Genomic DNA, 15,808 nt, shown 5'->3' with positions numbered 1-15,808 from the left:
ATGACAAAGAAATATTTTGGCACCGACGGTATTCGTGGTCGGGTCGGCGAGTTCCCGATCACTCCGGATTTCATGCTCAAGCTGGGCTGGGCGGCCGGGATGGCTTTTCGGAGCATGGGGGCATGTCGCATCCTGGTTGGTAAGGACACGCGGATCTCTGGTTACATGTTCGAGTCTGCGCTGGAAGCGGGTCTTTCTGCTGCAGGGGCTGACGTGATGTTGCTGGGGCCGATGCCTACGCCGGCGATCGCTTACCTCACGCGTACCTTTCACGCTGAGGCTGGGATTGTGATTAGCGCTTCGCACAATCCCCATGATGACAACGGCATCAAGTTTTTCTCGGGCCAGGGCACCAAGCTGCCGGACGAGATCGAGCACATGATTGAAGAGTTGCTGGATGCGCCAATGACGGTCGTCGAGTCGAGCAAGCTGGGCAAGGTTTCGCGGATCAACGACGCTTCGGGTCGTTATATCGAGTTTTGCAAAAGCAGCGTGCCTACCAGCACCAATTTTGCCGGGCTCAAGGTGGTCATCGACTGCGCCCATGGTGCGACCTACAAGGTTGCTCCCAGCGTATTCAAGGAATTGGGCGCCGAGGTCACAGTACTGTCGGCCCAGCCCAACGGCCTGAACATCAACGATAACTGCGGTTCTACCCACATGGGGCAATTGCAGGCGGCGGTATTGGCTGAGCACGCGGACCTGGGTATTGCCTTTGATGGCGACGGTGACCGCGTGCTGATGGTTGATCATACCGGCGCCATCGTCGACGGTGACGACCTTTTGTTCATCATCGCTCGTGACCTGCATGAGCGTAACAAGCTGCAAGGCGGCGTCGTCGGTACCTTGATGAGTAACCTGGGGCTGGAGTTGGCCCTGGCAGATCTGGGGATTCCGTTTGTGCGCGCCAATGTTGGCGACCGCTACGTGATTGCCGAGTTGCTGGAGCGTAACTGGGTGGTCGGTGGCGAGAACTCGGGGCATGTCGTGTGCTTCCAGCACACCACCACCGGTGATGCGATCATCGCCGCGTTGCAGGTACTGCTTGCCTTGCGTCGCCGTGAAGAAAGCCTGGCCCAGGCGCGTCAGGCGCTGCGCAAGTGTCCTCAAGTATTGCTCAATGTGCGTTTCGCGGGGGGTGAAAACCCTATCGAGCATCCGGCTATCAAGGAAGCCTGTGAGCGCGTTACCGTCGCGATGGCGGGCCGTGGTCGGGTCTTGTTGCGCAAGTCGGGGACCGAGCCTTTGGTGCGTGTCATGGTCGAAGGTGATGACGAAATACAGGTTCGCGGCTACGCCGAAGAGCTGGCAAAACTGGTAACTGAAGTTTGCGCCTGAATTCGGCTTGCCAGTGTTGATGCGGTTGGGTAACATCTGCGCCCACTTTGACCGACGAGGTACAGCATGCGTCGCACTATGGTAGCTGGTAACTGGAAGATGCACGGTACCCGCGCCAGTGTCGCTGAGCTGGTCAATGGCCTTCGTCACTTGGCCCTGCCGAGCGGTGTCGATATTGCGGTATTCCCGCCTTGCTTGCATATCAACCAAGTGGTTGATGGCTTGAAAGGCAAGTCGATTCAGGTCGGCGCACAGAACTCCGCAGTAGAAGCCATGCAGGGTGCGTTGACCGGTGAGATTGCACCGAGTCAGCTGGTTGATGCGGGTTGTTCCTATGTGCTCGTTGGGCACTCCGAGCGCCGTCAGATGATGGGCGAGCGTGATGGGACACTCAACCGCAAGTTCGCAGCGGCACAGGCTTGTGGCCTGATTCCAGTGTTGTGCATAGGGGAGACCCTCGAGCAGCGTGAATCGGGTAAAACTCTTGAAGTTGTCTCGCGTCAGCTTGGCAGTATCATCGAGGAGCTGGGTGTCGGTGCCTTTGCAAAGGCAGTGATTGCTTACGAGCCGGTCTGGGCCATTGGCACCGGGCTGACTGCTACACCGCAACAGGCGCAGGATGTGCACGCAGCCATCCGCGCGCAGTTGGCGGCAGAGAATTCTGAGGTCGCGCAAGGTGTGCGGCTTCTATACGGCGGCAGCGTGAAGGCGGCCAATGCGGTCGAACTGTTCGGCATGCCGGATATCGATGGGGGGCTCATTGGTGGAGCTTCCCTGAATGCAGATGAGTTCGGTGCGATTTGTCGCGCCGCGGGAAACTGAGAAAATGCTGGAAACAGTCGTAGTCGTTTTTCATCTGTTGGGTGCACTGGGCGTTGTTGCCCTGGTATTGCTGCAACAGGGTAAAGGTGCGGACGCTGGTGCGTCTTTCGGGGCAGGTGCTTCAAATACTGTGTTCGGAAGCCAAGGTTCCTCTACCTTTCTTAGTAAGTTTACTGCTATACTTGCCGCCGGTTTCTTCATGACCAGCCTGGGGTTAGGTTACTTTGCTAAAGAGAAAGCTCATGTGCTGACTCAAGCAGGTTTGCCAGATCCAGCAGTGTTGGAAGTTCCAAAGGCAAAACCGGCTTCTGATGATGTCCCGGTGCTTCAAGAGCAAAAGTCGGCTACTCCAGCGACTGACGTGCCTCCAGCTCAAGAGCAGAAGTAAGAAGGTTGTAAACGCTGTATTGCCGAGGTGGTGGAATTGGTAGACACGCAACCTTGAGGTGGTTGTGCCCATAGGGTGTAGGGGTTCGAGTCCCCTTCTCGGTACCAATTATCAGGAGAGCCCGCTGTTGCGGGCTTTCTTGTAGGTGGAAGGTTACATTGACCCTGTAAGGGATCGGTCGTATACTTCCGCCCCAGCTTTGTCGCGGGGTGGAGCAGTCTGGTAGCTCGTCGGGCTCATAACCCGAAGGTCGTCGGTTCAAATCCGGCCCCCGCAACCAGTTTTAGCGGAGCCCCTTTTAAGGGGCTTTTTGTTAGCTGGACACTTTCAACGCCGCTGTTCGACGGCGTTTCAAGGATGGGCGTTTCGCCCATTTTTTTATTTTGCACAGCATGCACATACATGCACGAGGGGGTTCAGGTGTCGAGCAAGCTAGAAGAGTTGCAGGCCTTGCTGGCCCCGGTGGTCGTGGCCCTAGGCTATGAATGCTGGGGTGTTGAGTTTTCGGCTCAAGGTCGCCACTCAATGTTGCGCGTTTATATCGATAAAGAGGGCGGTGTGCTGGTGGACGATTGTGCCATCGTCAGCCGTCAGATCAGCGGTGTTCTGGATGTTGAAGATCCGATCGCCGTTGAATACACCCTCGAAGTTTCCTCGCCAGGCATGGAACGCCCACTGTTCACTATTGAGCAGTTTGCTAAATATGCCGGTGAACAAGTGAAGATCAAGCTGCGATCTCCTTTCGAAGGGCGACGCAACTTTCAGGGCCTTCTGCGCGGTGTAGAAGAACAGGATGTAGTGGTGCAGGTAGAAGACCACGAGTTCCTGTTGCCGATCGATATGATCGACAAGGCCAACATTATTCCCAGTTTTGACTGAGACGTGCCAGAAACTGCGGATCCCGCGGATCCAATGGCTTGCGAAAGGCGAGGCGTACGATGAGCAAAGAAGTACTGCTGGTTGTTGAGTCGGTATCCAATGAAAAGGGCGTACCGGCAAACGTGATTTTTGAAGCGCTGGAGCTGGCCCTGGCCACTGCTACCAAAAAGCGGTTTGAAGACGAAGTTGATCTGCGTGTGGAAATCAACCGCCACACCGGAGCCTATGAGACTTTCCGTCGCTGGACGGTCGTCGAAGAAGCCGATCTTGATGATCCGGCCATCGAAACCTGGCCAAGCAAGGTTGCGCAAACGCATCCTGGTGCCCAGGTTGGTGACGTCGTCGAGGAAAAGATCGAGTCCATCGAGTTCGGCCGCATCGCTGCACAGACTGCCAAGCAAGTCATCGTGCAAAAGGTCCGCGAAGCCGAGCGCGCCCAAGTTGTTGACGCCTATCGCGAGCGCCTGGGGGAAATCATCTCCGGCACCGTGAAAAAAGTGACCCGCGACAACGTGATCGTCGACCTGGGTAACAACGCAGAAGCGTTGCTGGCCCGTGAAGACATCATTTCCCGCGAAACCTTCCGTGTTGGCGTGCGTTTGCGTGCGCTGCTCAAGGAAATCCGCACTGAGAACCGTGGCCCTCAACTGATCCTGTCGCGTACTGCGCCAGAAATGTTGATCGAGCTGTTCCGTATCGAAGTGCCGGAAATTGCCGAAGGCCTGATCGAAGTCATGGCTGCGTCCCGCGACCCGGGTTCGCGTGCCAAGATCGCGGTCCGCTCCAAGGACAAACGCATCGACCCGCAAGGCGCTTGCATTGGTATGCGCGGTTCGCGCGTCCAGGCAGTGTCGGGCGAATTGGGCGGTGAGCGCGTGGATATCGTGCTGTGGGACGATAACCCTGCGCAGTTCGTGATCAACGCCATGTCCCCGGCCGAAGTTGCGGCAATTATTGTTGACGAAGATGCCCATGCAATGGACATCGCCGTTGGCGCAGACAATCTGGCCCAGGCCATCGGTCGTGGTGGTCAGAACGTGCGTCTGGCCAGCCAGTTGACTGGCTGGACCCTGAACGTCATGACCGAATCGGACATCCAGGCTAAGCAGCAAGCAGAAACCGGCGATATCCTGCGCAACTTCATCGACGAGTTGGAAGTCGACGAAGACCTGGCACAGGTGCTGGTAGATGAAGGCTTCACCAGCCTGGAAGAGATTGCCTACGTACCGGTGGAGGAAATGCTCAACATCGATGGCTTTGACGAAGACACCGTCAACGAGCTTCGCGCTCGGGCCAAGGATCGTTTGTTGACTAAAGCCATCGCTACTGAGGAAAAGCTGGCAGACGCCCATCCGGCCGAAGACCTGCTCTCGCTTGAGGGTATGGACAAGGATTTGGCGATGGAACTGGCGGTGCGCGGCGTAGTTACCCGCGAAGACCTGGCCGAGCAGTCTATTGACGACCTGCTCGACATCGACGGCATTGACGATGATCGTGCCGGCAAGTTGATCATGGCCGCCCGAGCCCATTGGTTCGAGTAATTAGGCGCGGCCTGAGGAGAGAAGTGCATGACGCAAGTCACGGTGAAACAACTGGCCGATGAGGTCAAAACACCGGTAGAGCGCCTGTTGCAGCAGATGCGTGAGGCAGGTCTGCCGCACACCGCCGCCGAGGAACATGTGAGCGACAGTGAGAAGCAATCGTTGCTGACTCACTTGAAAAGCAGCCACAAGGCGAAAGTGGAAGAACCGCGCAAGATTACATTGCAGCGCAAAACAACCAGCACCCTGCGGGTGGCTGGTAGCAAGAGCATCAGCGTTGAAGTGCGTAAGAAGAAAGTCTTCGTACAGCGCAGCCCGGAAGAAATCGAAGCCGAGCGCAAACGCGACATGGACGAACGTCGCGCAGTAGAAAATGCTGCACGTCAGAAGGCTGAAGAAGAAGCCAAGCGTCGCGCCGAAGAAGAAGCGCGTCGCCAGCCTGCTGCTGCGCAATCCGCTACTGATGCAGTCGCCGCTCCTGCAGCGCCTGTTGAAGCTGTGCGTGAGGCTGCTCCGGTTGCCGCTGCGCCAGCACCTGCTGCTGACGCTCGCAAGCGCGACGAACCTCGTCGTCCGGACAAGCCCCGTGCCGACGATAACAATCGTCGCAGTGGTGGTGGCGATGGCGAGCGTAAAAACGCTCCGCATCGTGCCTCGGTCAAAGAGAAAGCGCCTGCTCCACGCGTTGCGCCACGTACCACCGACGAAGAAAGCGATGGCTTCCGTCGTGGTGGTCGCGGCAAGGCCAAGCTGAAGAAACGCAACGCCCACGGTTTCCAGAGCCCAACCGGCCCTGTCGTGCGTGATGTGCAGATCGGTGAGACCATCACTGTTGGCGATTTGGCCAATCAGATGTCGGTCAAGGCTGCTGAAATCATCAAGTTCATGTTCAAACTGGGTACTCCAGCGACCATCAACCAGGTGCTTGACCAGGAAACTGCTCAACTGGTAGCCGAAGAACTGGGCCACAAAGTGACCCTGGTCAGCGACACCGCCCTGGAAGACTCCCTGGCCGAGTCCCTTAAGTTTGAAGGCGAGACCTTCTCCCGTGCGCCAGTCGTGACCGTAATGGGCCACGTTGACCATGGTAAGACCTCGCTGCTCGACTACATCCGTCGTGCCAAGGTAGCTGCCGGCGAAGCCGGTGGTATCACCCAGCACATCGGTGCATACCACGTTGAAACCGAGCGCGGCATGGTCACCTTCCTTGACACCCCAGGTCACGCCGCGTTTACCGCAATGCGTGCCCGTGGTGCCAAGGCGACCGACATCGTGATCCTGGTAGTTGCAGCGGACGACGGCGTAATGCCGCAGACCATTGAAGCTGTCCAGCACGCCAAGGCCGCTGGTGTTCCACTGGTTGTTGCCGTGAACAAAATCGACAAGCCGGGCGCTGATCTTGATCGCATCCGTAGCGAACTGTCGGTTCACGGTGTGACTTCCGAAGAGTGGGGCGGTGATACGCCGTTCGTTTCGGTTTCGGCGAAGGTCGGTACTGGCGTAGACGAACTGCTCGAAGCTGTTCTGCTGCAAGCCGAAGTCCTGGAACTCAAAGCAACCCCATCGGCCCCGGGTCGTGGTGTTGTGGTTGAATCGCGTCTCGACAAAGGTCGTGGCCCGGTTGCTACCGTTCTGGTTCAAGACGGTACCCTGCGCCAAGGCGACATGGTGCTGGTCGGTTCGAACTATGGCCGTGTACGTGCCATGCTCGACGAGAACGGCAAGCCAATCAAGGAAGCGGGTCCATCCATCCCTGTCGAGATCCTCGGCCTGGACGGTACCCCGGACGCTGGCGACGAGATGAGCGTATTGTCGGACGAGAAGAAAGCCCGTGAAGTGGCTCTGTTCCGTCAAGGCAAGTTCCGCGAAGTCAAACTGGCCCGTGCTCACGCCGGCAAGCTGGAAAACATCTTCGAGAACATGGGCCAGGCAGAGAAGAAGACGCTCAACATCGTCCTCAAATCTGACGTCCGTGGTTCCCTCGAAGCGTTGAACGGCGCCTTGAACGGCCTAGGTAACGACGAAGTGCAAGTGCGTGTTGTCGGTGGCGGTGTCGGTGGTATCACCGAGTCCGACGCCAACCTGGCACTGGCTTCCAACGCTGTACTGTTCGGCTTCAACGTGCGTGCCGATGCTGGCGCACGGAAGATCGTCGAGCAGGAAGGCTTGGACATGCGTTACTACAACGTCATCTACGACATCATCGAAGACGTCAAGAAGGCCCTTACCGGCATGCTTGGCAGTGACGTCCGGGAGAATATCCTGGGTATCGCCGAAGTTCGTGACGTGTTCCGTTCGCCGAAGTTCGGCGCGATCGCCGGTTGCATGGTTATCGAAGGTACTGTGCACCGTAACCGTCCAATCCGTGTACTGCGTGAAGACATCGTTATCTTCGAAGGCGAGCTGGAATCCCTGCGCCGCTTCAAGGATGACGCTTCTGAAGTACGTGCCGGCATGGAATGCGGTATCGGCGTCAAGAGCTACAACGACGTCAAGCCTGGCGACAAGATCGAAGTTTACGAGAAGGTCCAGGTTGCTCGCAGCCTCTAACTCGCGCACTTCAGGAGCCACGCCGCGTGTGGGCATGCAAATGCCCCGCGCTGTGTCCGGACTCTAAACGCAACGCCCGGTCTGGCTTTTGTCAGGCCGGGCGTTTGCCGCTTTCAGACCCCACGGGTTTCACCGTGTGGCAGTAACAGGTAACAAGACATGGCAAAAGAATACAGCCGTACCCAGCGTATCGGCGATCAGATGCAGCGCGAGCTGGCCCAACTGATCCGTCGCGAAGTCAAAGACCCGCGCGTTGGCCTGGTCACCATCACTGCTGTTGAAGTGAGCCGTGACGTCGGTCACGCCAAGATCTTCATCACCGTGATGGGCCAGGACAACAGCGAAGAGATCGCGCAAAGCATCAAGGTGCTCAACTCCGCCGCAGGTTTCCTGCGTATGCAGTTGGCCCGCGAGATGAAGCTGCGTAGCGTGCCCCAATTGCACTTCCACTACGACGAAAGCGTCGTGCGTGGTGCGCATCTGTCGGCCCTGATCGAGCGTGCAGTGGCTGAAGACAATCAGCATCCGTCCACACCTGAAGACGCCAAGGAGTAAGCGGTGGCTCAGGTCAAACGTATCCGTCGTAACGTCAGCGGCATCATCCTGCTCGACAAGCCCATTGGCTTTACCTCCAATGCCGCTTTGCAGAAGGTCCGCTGGCTGCTCAATGCAGAGAAGGCCGGGCACACCGGTAGCCTCGACCCCTTGGCCACTGGCGTATTGCCATTGTGCTTTGGCGAGGCCACCAAGTTCTCCCAATACCTGCTCGATTCGGACAAGGGTTACGAAACCCTGATGCAACTGGGCAAGACCACCACCACGGCTGATGCCGAAGGTGATGTTCTGCAGGTTCGCGACGTGACCGTTGGTCGTGCAGATATTGAGGCCGCCTTACCCGCTTTTCGTGGGCAAATCAGTCAGATACCGCCGATGTACTCGGCTCTCAAGCGTGATGGCCAGCCTCTTTACAAGCTGGCACGTGCGGGCGAAGTAGTGGAGCGTGAACCGCGTTCTGTTACTATTGCGCGCTTGGAATTGCTCGCCTGTGAAGGCGACACTGCCCGTTTGGCCGTGGACTGCAGCAAAGGCACCTATATCCGTACCCTGGTGGAAGATATTGGTGAACAGCTCGGTTGCGGCGCGTACGTTGCAGAACTGCGACGCACCCAGGCAGGCCCTTTCACCCTGGCCCAGACGGTCACGCTGGAAGAGTTGGAAGCCGTGCATGCCGAAGGCGGCAACGAAGCAGTTGATCGCTTCCTGATGCCATCGGACAGCGGTTTGCTGGATTGGCCATTGCTGCACTTTTCGGAGCACAGCGCGTTCTACTGGCTTAACGGCCAACCGGTACGCGCTCCGGATGCGCCGAAGTTCGGCATGGTGCGGGTACAAGATCACAACGGTCGCTTTATCGGTATCGGTGAAGTGAGCGAAGACGGGCGCATCGCGCCGCGTCGGCTGATTCGGTCAGAATGACCGAACGAGTGTGGCTGTTAACAGGCACGGTCAACACTCATTTTTAGATACAGGGATTTGTCCCTGGCCTGTTGAAACTGCCCTTTGGGTGGTTTCCTGAAAAAAGGATTGCCTCATGGCTCTCGACGTTCAAGAAAAAGCACAAATCGTAGCTGACTATCAGCAAGCTGTTGGTGACACTGGTTCGCCAGAAGTGCAAGTTGCACTGCTGACCCACAACATCAACAAGCTGCAAGGTCACTTCAAGGCCAACGGTAAAGATCACCACTCCCGTCGTGGTCTGATCCGCATGGTAAACCAGCGTCGTAAGCTGCTGGACTACCTGAAAGGCAAGGATCTGGGTCGTTATCAGGCTCTGATCGGTCGCCTGGGTCTGCGTCGCTAATCAGCGATTGCGCTAGAGGTTGGTTGTTTGCCGTGTGTCAGTGGGATTCCCGCTGGCCCATGGCAGGCTCCCAGCCTCAAGTTTTATCTGGATACACGTTTTACCCTGGACAAGGGTTGGGCCGACTCCCGACATTGCCCAAGAATTTCGCAAGAAGACAAGTTCCCCAAGAGCCACAAAGAAGGTAGGACACCGTGAACCCGGTAATCAAAAAATTCCAGTTCGGTCAGTCGACCGTTACCCTCGAGACAGGCCGTATCGCCCGTCAGGCCTCCGGCGCAGTGCTGGTCACCGTTGACGACGACGTCAGCGTATTGGTGACCGTCGTTGGTGCCAAGCAAGCCGATCCAGGCAAGGGTTTCTTCCCTCTGTCTGTTCACTACCAGGAAAAGACTTACGCTGCCGGTAAGATCCCTGGCGGTTTCTTCAAGCGTGAAGGCCGTCCTTCCGAGAAAGAAACCCTGACTTCCCGACTGATCGACCGTCCGATCCGTCCGCTGTTCCCAGAAGGCTTCATGAACGAAGTGCAGGTTGTCTGCACCGTTCTGTCCACCAGCAAAAAAACCGATCCGGACGTCGCTGCGATGATCGGTACTTCGGCTGCCCTGGCGATCTCTGGCATTCCGTTCGATGGCCCGATCGGCGCAGCTCGCGTTGCGTTCCACGAAAGCACCGGCTACCTGCTGAACCCGACTTACGAGCAACTGAAAGCTTCGAGCCTGGACATGGTCGTTGCCGGTACCTCGGAAGCCGTGTTGATGGTTGAATCGGAAGCCAAAGAGCTGACTGAAGACCAGATGCTGGGCGCCGTACTGTTTGCTCACGACGAGTTCCAGGTTGTGATCAACGCCGTTAAAGAACTGGCTGCCGAAGCCGCCAAGCCGACCTGGACCTGGGCTCCTCAGCCAGAAGCCACCGAACTGCTGGGCGCTATCCGCTCCGAGTTCGGCGCACAGATCTCCGACGCCTACACCATCACCATCAAGGCCGACCGTTATGCTCGCCTGGGTGAGTTGAAGGACCAGGTTGTTGCCAAGCTGTCCGGTGAAGAAGGCCAGCCTTCCTCCAGCGAAGTCAAAGCAGCCTTCGGTGAAATCGAATACCGCACCGTTCGCGAAAACATCGTTAACGGCAAGCCACGTATCGATGGCCGTGACACCCGCACCGTGCGTCCGCTGAACATCGAAGTCGGCGTTCTGCCCAAGACCCACGGTTCGGCCCTGTTCACCCGTGGTGAAACCCAGGCTCTGGTAGTCGCGACCCTGGGCACCGCCCGTGACGCACAACTGCTGGACACCCTGGAAGGCGAGAAAAAAGACCCGTTCATGCTGCACTACAACTTCCCTCCGTTCTCGGTGGGCGAGTGTGGTCGCATGGGTGGCGCTGGTCGTCGCGAAATCGGTCACGGCCGTCTGGCCCGTCGTTCGGTCCAGGCCATGCTGCCTGCCGCTGACGTGTTCCCATACACCATCCGTGTTGTGTCAGAAATCACCGAGTCCAACGGTTCCAGCTCCATGGCTTCCGTTTGCGGTGCTTCCCTGGCTCTGATGGACGCTGGTGTGCCGATGAAGGCGCCGGTTGCCGGTATCGCCATGGGTCTGGTTAAAGAAGGCGAGAAGTTCGCCGTCCTGACCGACATCCTGGGTGACGAAGACCACCTGGGCGACATGGACTTCAAAGTAGCCGGTACCGCCAAAGGTGTTACCGCGCTGCAGATGGACATCAAGATCAAGGGCATCACCGAAGAGATCATGGAGATCGCCCTGGGCCAAGCCCTGGAAGCGCGCCTGAACATCCTCGGTCAGATGAACCAGATCATTGGTCAGTCCCGCACCGAGCTGTCGGAAAATGCTCCGACCATGATCGCGATGAAAATCGATACCGACAAAATCCGTGATGTTATCGGTAAAGGCGGCGCGACCATCCGTGCGATCTGTGAAGAAACCAAGGCCTCGATCGATATCGAAGACGACGGTTCGATCAAGATCTTCGGCGAAACCAAGGAAGCGGCTGAAGCAGCACGTCAGCGCGTACTGGGTATCACCGCTGAAGCCGAGATCGGCAAGATCTACGTCGGTAAGGTTGAGCGCATCGTCGACTTCGGCGCATTCGTCAACATCCTGCCTGGTAAGGACGGTCTGGTTCACATCTCCATGCTGAGCGACGCTCGCGTTGAGAAAGTGACCGATATCCTGAAAGAAGGCCAGGAAGTGGAAGTGCTGGTACTGGACGTGGACAACCGCGGCCGTATCAAGCTGTCCATCAAGGACGTAGCAGCAGCCAAGGCTTCGGGCGTTTAATTACTCCCAGGCTTCACGCTGAAAAAAGGACTCTTCGGAGTCCTTTTTTTATCGCTGTAGGAAAGTGAAGGTAAATCAGCCGTTTAGCCCAGGGCAAAAGCCGCAACTTGCATGCAGGCACGAAGGTCTTCATGCAAGTTGCACGATTTCGAAAAAGACTGATTTTATTAACTTGTTGTTTTATAAGGACTTATTTCATTTTTTGGACTTGGCACACTGCCTGCAATATTCCTGTTAACGCTGCAGCATCAAGGTTCACACACTGCAGACTTTCAATAAAACAGGAGTTACTCGTATGAAGAAGTTCGCTCTCGCTACTGCTACCGCTCTGACCCTGGCCATGGGTGCTAACGTGGCCTTTGCCCAGACTTCCCAAGCTCCAATGACCCTGGCGGCTGGTGAAGCCACCAAGGCAAAAGAAAGTGTTTCGGATACTTGGATCACCACCAAAGTTAAGTCTGATCTGCTGACCGAAAAAGGCATTCCAGGTTCGGACATCAAGGTTGAAACCAACAAAGGTGTGGTTTCCCTGTCGTCGACTGTAGCTATTTCGGATTCGCAGAAAGCAACCGCTGTAGCGATCACCAAGAAAATCAAAGGTGTAACCGCGGTTTCTGCTGACGGCCTGCTGGCTGGCGGCGCTACCAAGGCAGACAACATCGACAAAACCAAAAGCGCAGCAGCAGGCGCCAAAGAATCCACTTCGGATACCTGGATCACTACCAAAGTGAAAGCTGACCTGGTAACCGAGAAAGGCATTCCTGGTACCGACATCAAAGTCGAAACCAACAAGGGCGTGGTTTCCCTGTCCTCTTCGGTCGCTGTGACTGAAGCGCAGAAAACCACTGCGGTGAATATCACCAAGAAAATCAAAGGCGTTAAAGCTGTATCGGCCGATGGCCTGAAAGCAGAGTAACGCGTAACAGTTCGACTGGACCCAGGCGGCCGAGAGCGAGGCAGATATCCGCTCGATGCACCTTACAGGTTCATGCGACCGACCACAGGGATGTGGTCACTACGGGCCCCGGCACTTGTGTCGGGGCCCGTTTTATTGTGGGTTGCAGATTATGGAGAGCAAATGTGGGAGCTGGCTTGCCTGCGATAGCGGTGGTTCAGTCAGCCTATTTGCTGCTGATACACCGCCATCGCAGGCAAGCCAGCTCCCACATTCAGATCTCTGGTGCCTGGTAGTTACTCGGCATCCAGATGCATGGGTGTGACAACCCGGCCATCTTTCTCGGCCTGCCCCAGGTTGGCATCAATGAAGTACACCCGGTCATCTTCCAACTGGCCCTTGTCGACCAGATAGTCCTTGATCGTACTGGCACGGTCCTGGCCCAGTTGGCGTAGCAGCACGTCGCTGCCACTCCAGAACTTGATCACGCCGTCGCGCAGCTTCGCCGAGCGCTCATCGCTGCCCAGGTCTTTCCACTCAGCCGGTGGCTGCTGCTTCAAGCGGGTGCGATAGATGCCTTCGAGCAGCGGGGCTTTTTCCTTCTCAGGTACTACAAGCAACGACGCCTGGGCTGGGACTTTGTCGCCACGACGCTGGAGTATCTTGTAGTAGTTGTACTGATACTCGCGCTCAAGCCGCTCTGCAGCCAGGAACGGCCCGTCGCTGCTGGCTGCTGCGGTGCCTTCGATCTCCAGGCGTAGGGCAGGGCGCTCCTTGAGGGCCTTGGCGAGGCTGTTCAGGGCTGACTCTGCATCCTTGCTCAACGCACTGGAGCCTGCGTCGAACGACACGGTGCCCAGGTCCTGCGCGCCACCACCGGTTACCAGCCCGCCAATAAACTTGAACGGTGCCGTCGCCGCACGCACTACCAGGTTGCGCAAGGTTTGCCAGACAATCGGCATCACGCTGAATTGCGGGTTGTTCAAGTCGCCGGTCACTGGCAACTCGATGGAGATCTTGCCGTCAGTGTCCTTGAGCAAGGCGATCGCCAGGCGAATCGGCAGGTCCACTGCATCCGCGCTGTCGACCTTCTCACCCAGCTGCAGTTGCTCCACTACCACCTTGTTCTCGGCCTTCAACTGGCCCTTGGTGATCACGTAGTGCAGATCCAGGTTGAGCCGGCCCTTGCGGATGCGGAACCCTGCGAACTTGCCGGAATACGGTGTCAGGGTGGTCAGCTCGACGCGTTTGAAGCTGGTGGCGATATCCAGCGCGGCCATCGGGTCAAACGGGTTTACGCTGCCCTTGATGGTCACAGGCGCATAGCGGTCGACCTTACCCTTGATATCGACACTGGCCGGCTTGGCCTGTCGGCTGTCGATGGTGCCGATCTGTCCATTGAGCTGCTGGATCGCCGTGGCGAAGTTCGGCGTAAGGCTGAAGTCGGCAAAGTTTGCCGAGCCATCGTTGATCGCGATCTGGCCGATTCGGATGCCCAGGGGCTTTTCGTTGCTCGCGCTGGATTTGGCGGCTGATTTGGCACCGCTGTCGGCCGGTTGCGGGATCAGCAGGTCGTCGACGTTGGTGGTGCGATCATCGTTGATCATAAAGCGCGCATAGGGTTGCAGCAGGTTGATCTTGTCGATCGACAGGCTGTTGCCGTGCTGGTAGTTCAAGCCTTCGACCACCAGGCGCTGCCACTTGAGAAAGTCGCGAGTCTTGAGGGTGTCGAGGGTGTGCAGTTGATCCACTTGCGCACGGCCGGTGATCTGCAGCGCGAGGGGCTCGGTACTCTTGAGGTTCACATCGAGGTTGCTGCCCAGCATGCCGCTACGCAGCTCCAGGCGGATAAAGGGGCTGATATAGGATTGGGCAACCCGCAGGTCGATATCCTTGGTGTCGACTTTCAACTTGGCGCTGACTGGGTTCAGGTTGACTTGGCCGCTTGCCTGGATCTTGCCCTGCTTGCCCAGGCCACTGTCGATCTTCAATGTGAAGGGGCTTTGATTGAGGCTGTCGAAGTCTTGTACATCGACATTCAGCGGGCCCAGTTCCAGCGCCACAGCGGGTTTTACCTGGCGATCGGCCAAGTGCACCTGGTAGTTGCGCAGTTGCACATCCTTGAGCAGTACTTGCCAAGGCTTGCTCGGTGCTGCCGGTGCGGGTTTGGGCGAGTCGGCGGTGGCGGGGGCCGTTGCTGGCTCAGGCTTGGTGGCCGGCTTGCTTGGCTGACTGGCGAACAATTTCTGCCAGTCCAGTTGGCCATCGGCTTCGCGGGCGGCCCAGGTTTCGAGTTTGTTACTGCGGATCTTGCCTACGATCACTTGCTGCTTGGCCAGGTCGATCGAGGTTTCGCTGACATCCAGGCGTTCCAGGCGCGCCAGTGGCCGCCCATCCGGGGCCTTGATTGCGAACGGCGCGATGCTCGCGGAGAGGTTGGTCAGGTTCAGTTCGGTTTCTTTGGCCAGGTTCAGCTTGTAGTCGGTACTGAAGTTGAGGATGCCGTCTTCCAGGACCAGAGGCAGGGCGTCCCGTACGTAGGGCCACCAGACCTTCATTTTGCCATCGGTGACCTTGAGCTTACCTTCGGACGCGATCGGCACCAGGCTGAAATTGCCGGTCCAGTCGATCTGGCCGCCTTCGGGGCCGGCAGCGACCAGGGTCATGTCGGCATTGTCTTCGGGCAGGGTGCTGAGGTTTTTCAGCTCAAAGTCGAGTTTGTCGTAGAGGAACTCGATAGGCTCGCTGGGGCGCACGTCTTCAAAGTGCACGTAGCCTTCGGCCAGCTTGATGCGTTCGATACGCAGCGGGAACGGTTTGCTGTCGGGGTCATCGGGGGTCGGCTCGCTCGGCGGCACTTTGAACAGTTGCGCCAGGTTGAGCGTGCCGGCTTTGTCGAAGAGGATTTCGGTCTTGGGCTTGTCCAGTTGCACATCGGCCAAGTGCAGGGCGCGTGTCCAGAGGCTGTCGATCTGCAGGTTGGCGTAGAGACGCTCAAAACCCACTTGCTCCTTGCCGGGCTCGCCGATTTTCAGGCCCCAGAGGGTCAGCTCCAGGCTGAACGGGTTGAGCTCGATACGCTCGATACGGGCCGGTACCGTGGCGTAGTTGGCCAACTGCTGGTTGGCCACGCGAAGCGCAATACCGGGCAGAATCAGGAAGCCCAGCAAGCTGTAGAGTGCAAGGGCGGTCAGCAAGGCGCCTGCGGCGCGAATCAATCCTTTGGACATGGGT

The 15,808-nt window shown here is 57.6% G+C and carries 12 protein-coding genes and 2 tRNA genes; 13 read left to right on the top strand and 1 reads right to left on the bottom strand.

The genetic code is table 11. The features are described 5' to 3' along the window. From glmM to HBO09_RS14015, 13 genes are all read left to right on the top strand, one after another. Positions 1-1,338: a phosphoglucosamine mutase gene (gene glmM, locus HBO09_RS14075; protein WP_169995154.1), complete on the top strand. Its 1,338-nt coding sequence runs from the start codon at positions 1-3 to the stop codon at positions 1,336-1,338. A gap of 66 nt (positions 1,339-1,404) precedes the next feature. Then, a complete protein-coding gene (tpiA, locus tag HBO09_RS14070; RefSeq protein ID WP_070994377.1) occupies positions 1,405-2,160 on the top strand; it encodes a triose-phosphate isomerase in 756 nt (251 codons plus the stop codon). Between the two features lie 4 nt (positions 2,161-2,164). Then, on the top strand, positions 2,165-2,548 hold the full coding sequence (secG, locus tag HBO09_RS14065) for a preprotein translocase subunit SecG (RefSeq protein WP_169995152.1): 384 nt from the start codon (positions 2,165-2,167) through the stop codon (positions 2,546-2,548). A gap of 21 nt (positions 2,549-2,569) precedes the next feature. Further along, positions 2,570-2,655, top strand: a tRNA-Leu gene (locus HBO09_RS14060). Positions 2,656-2,751: 96 nt separating this feature from the next. Next, positions 2,752-2,828, top strand: a tRNA-Met gene (locus tag HBO09_RS14055). 140 nt (positions 2,829-2,968) lie between these two features. Next, positions 2,969-3,427: a ribosome maturation factor RimP gene (gene rimP, locus HBO09_RS14050; protein ID WP_169995150.1), complete on the top strand. Its 459-nt coding sequence runs from the start codon at positions 2,969-2,971 to the stop codon at positions 3,425-3,427. Between the two features lie 59 nt (positions 3,428-3,486). Beyond that, a complete protein-coding gene (nusA, locus tag HBO09_RS14045) occupies positions 3,487-4,968 on the top strand; it encodes a transcription termination factor NusA (RefSeq protein WP_169995148.1) in 1,482 nt (493 codons plus the stop codon). 27 nt (positions 4,969-4,995) lie between these two features. Further along, entirely contained in the window at positions 4,996-7,518 is a 2,523-nt protein-coding gene (gene infB, locus HBO09_RS14040) for a translation initiation factor IF-2 (protein WP_169995146.1), read from the top strand. Between the two features lie 159 nt (positions 7,519-7,677). Further along, entirely contained in the window at positions 7,678-8,073 is a 396-nt protein-coding gene (gene rbfA / locus HBO09_RS14035; RefSeq protein WP_029298974.1) for a 30S ribosome-binding factor RbfA, read from the top strand. 3 nt (positions 8,074-8,076) lie between these two features. Beyond that, positions 8,077-8,994, top strand: a complete 918-nt coding sequence (gene truB / locus HBO09_RS14030) for a tRNA pseudouridine(55) synthase TruB (protein ID WP_003176136.1) — start codon at positions 8,077-8,079, stop codon at positions 8,992-8,994. A 115-nt stretch (positions 8,995-9,109) separates the two neighbouring features. After that, entirely contained in the window at positions 9,110-9,379 is a 270-nt protein-coding gene (gene rpsO, locus HBO09_RS14025) for a 30S ribosomal protein S15 (RefSeq protein ID WP_003176135.1), read from the top strand. 194 nt (positions 9,380-9,573) lie between these two features. Then, positions 9,574-11,679 carry a polyribonucleotide nucleotidyltransferase gene (pnp, locus tag HBO09_RS14020; protein WP_169995144.1) on the top strand — a complete coding sequence of 702 codons (2,106 nt, stop codon included), beginning with the start codon at positions 9,574-9,576 and terminating at the stop codon, positions 11,677-11,679. A gap of 295 nt (positions 11,680-11,974) precedes the next feature. Next, a complete protein-coding gene (locus HBO09_RS14015) occupies positions 11,975-12,595 on the top strand; it encodes a BON domain-containing protein (protein WP_029298967.1) in 621 nt (206 codons plus the stop codon). Positions 12,596-12,870: 275 nt separating this feature from the next. Here HBO09_RS14015 and HBO09_RS14010 read toward each other — a convergent pair whose 3' ends face one another. Beyond that, positions 12,871-15,804, bottom strand: a complete 2,934-nt coding sequence (locus HBO09_RS14010) for a DUF748 domain-containing protein (protein ID WP_169995142.1) — start codon at positions 15,802-15,804, stop codon at positions 12,871-12,873. Positions 15,805-15,808: the final 4 nt, after the last annotated feature.

Source organism: Pseudomonas sp. WS 5027, from assembly GCF_012985695.1.
Taxonomy (GTDB): Bacteria; Pseudomonadota; Gammaproteobacteria; order Pseudomonadales; family Pseudomonadaceae; genus Aquipseudomonas; species Aquipseudomonas hygromyciniae.
This window is presented reverse-complemented; position numbering and strand designations above follow the sequence as displayed.

Coding starts and splice junctions, on each gene's coding strand:
- HBO09_RS14015 (WP_029298967.1), top strand. CDS start 11,975: ATGAAGAAGTTCGCTCTCGCTACTGCTACCGCTCTGACCCTGGCCATG.
- rpsO (WP_003176135.1), top strand. CDS start 9,110: ATGGCTCTCGACGTTCAAGAAAAAGCACAAATCGTAGCTGACTATCAG.
- nusA (WP_169995148.1), top strand. CDS start 3,487: ATGAGCAAAGAAGTACTGCTGGTTGTTGAGTCGGTATCCAATGAAAAG.
- secG (WP_169995152.1), top strand. CDS start 2,165: ATGCTGGAAACAGTCGTAGTCGTTTTTCATCTGTTGGGTGCACTGGGC.
- tpiA (WP_070994377.1), top strand. CDS start 1,405: ATGCGTCGCACTATGGTAGCTGGTAACTGGAAGATGCACGGTACCCGC.
- HBO09_RS14010 (WP_169995142.1), bottom strand. CDS start 15,804: ATGTCCAAAGGATTGATTCGCGCCGCAGGCGCCTTGCTGACCGCCCTT.
- infB (WP_169995146.1), top strand. CDS start 4,996: ATGACGCAAGTCACGGTGAAACAACTGGCCGATGAGGTCAAAACACCG.
- rbfA (WP_029298974.1), top strand. CDS start 7,678: ATGGCAAAAGAATACAGCCGTACCCAGCGTATCGGCGATCAGATGCAG.
- glmM (WP_169995154.1), top strand. CDS start 1: ATGACAAAGAAATATTTTGGCACCGACGGTATTCGTGGTCGGGTCGGC.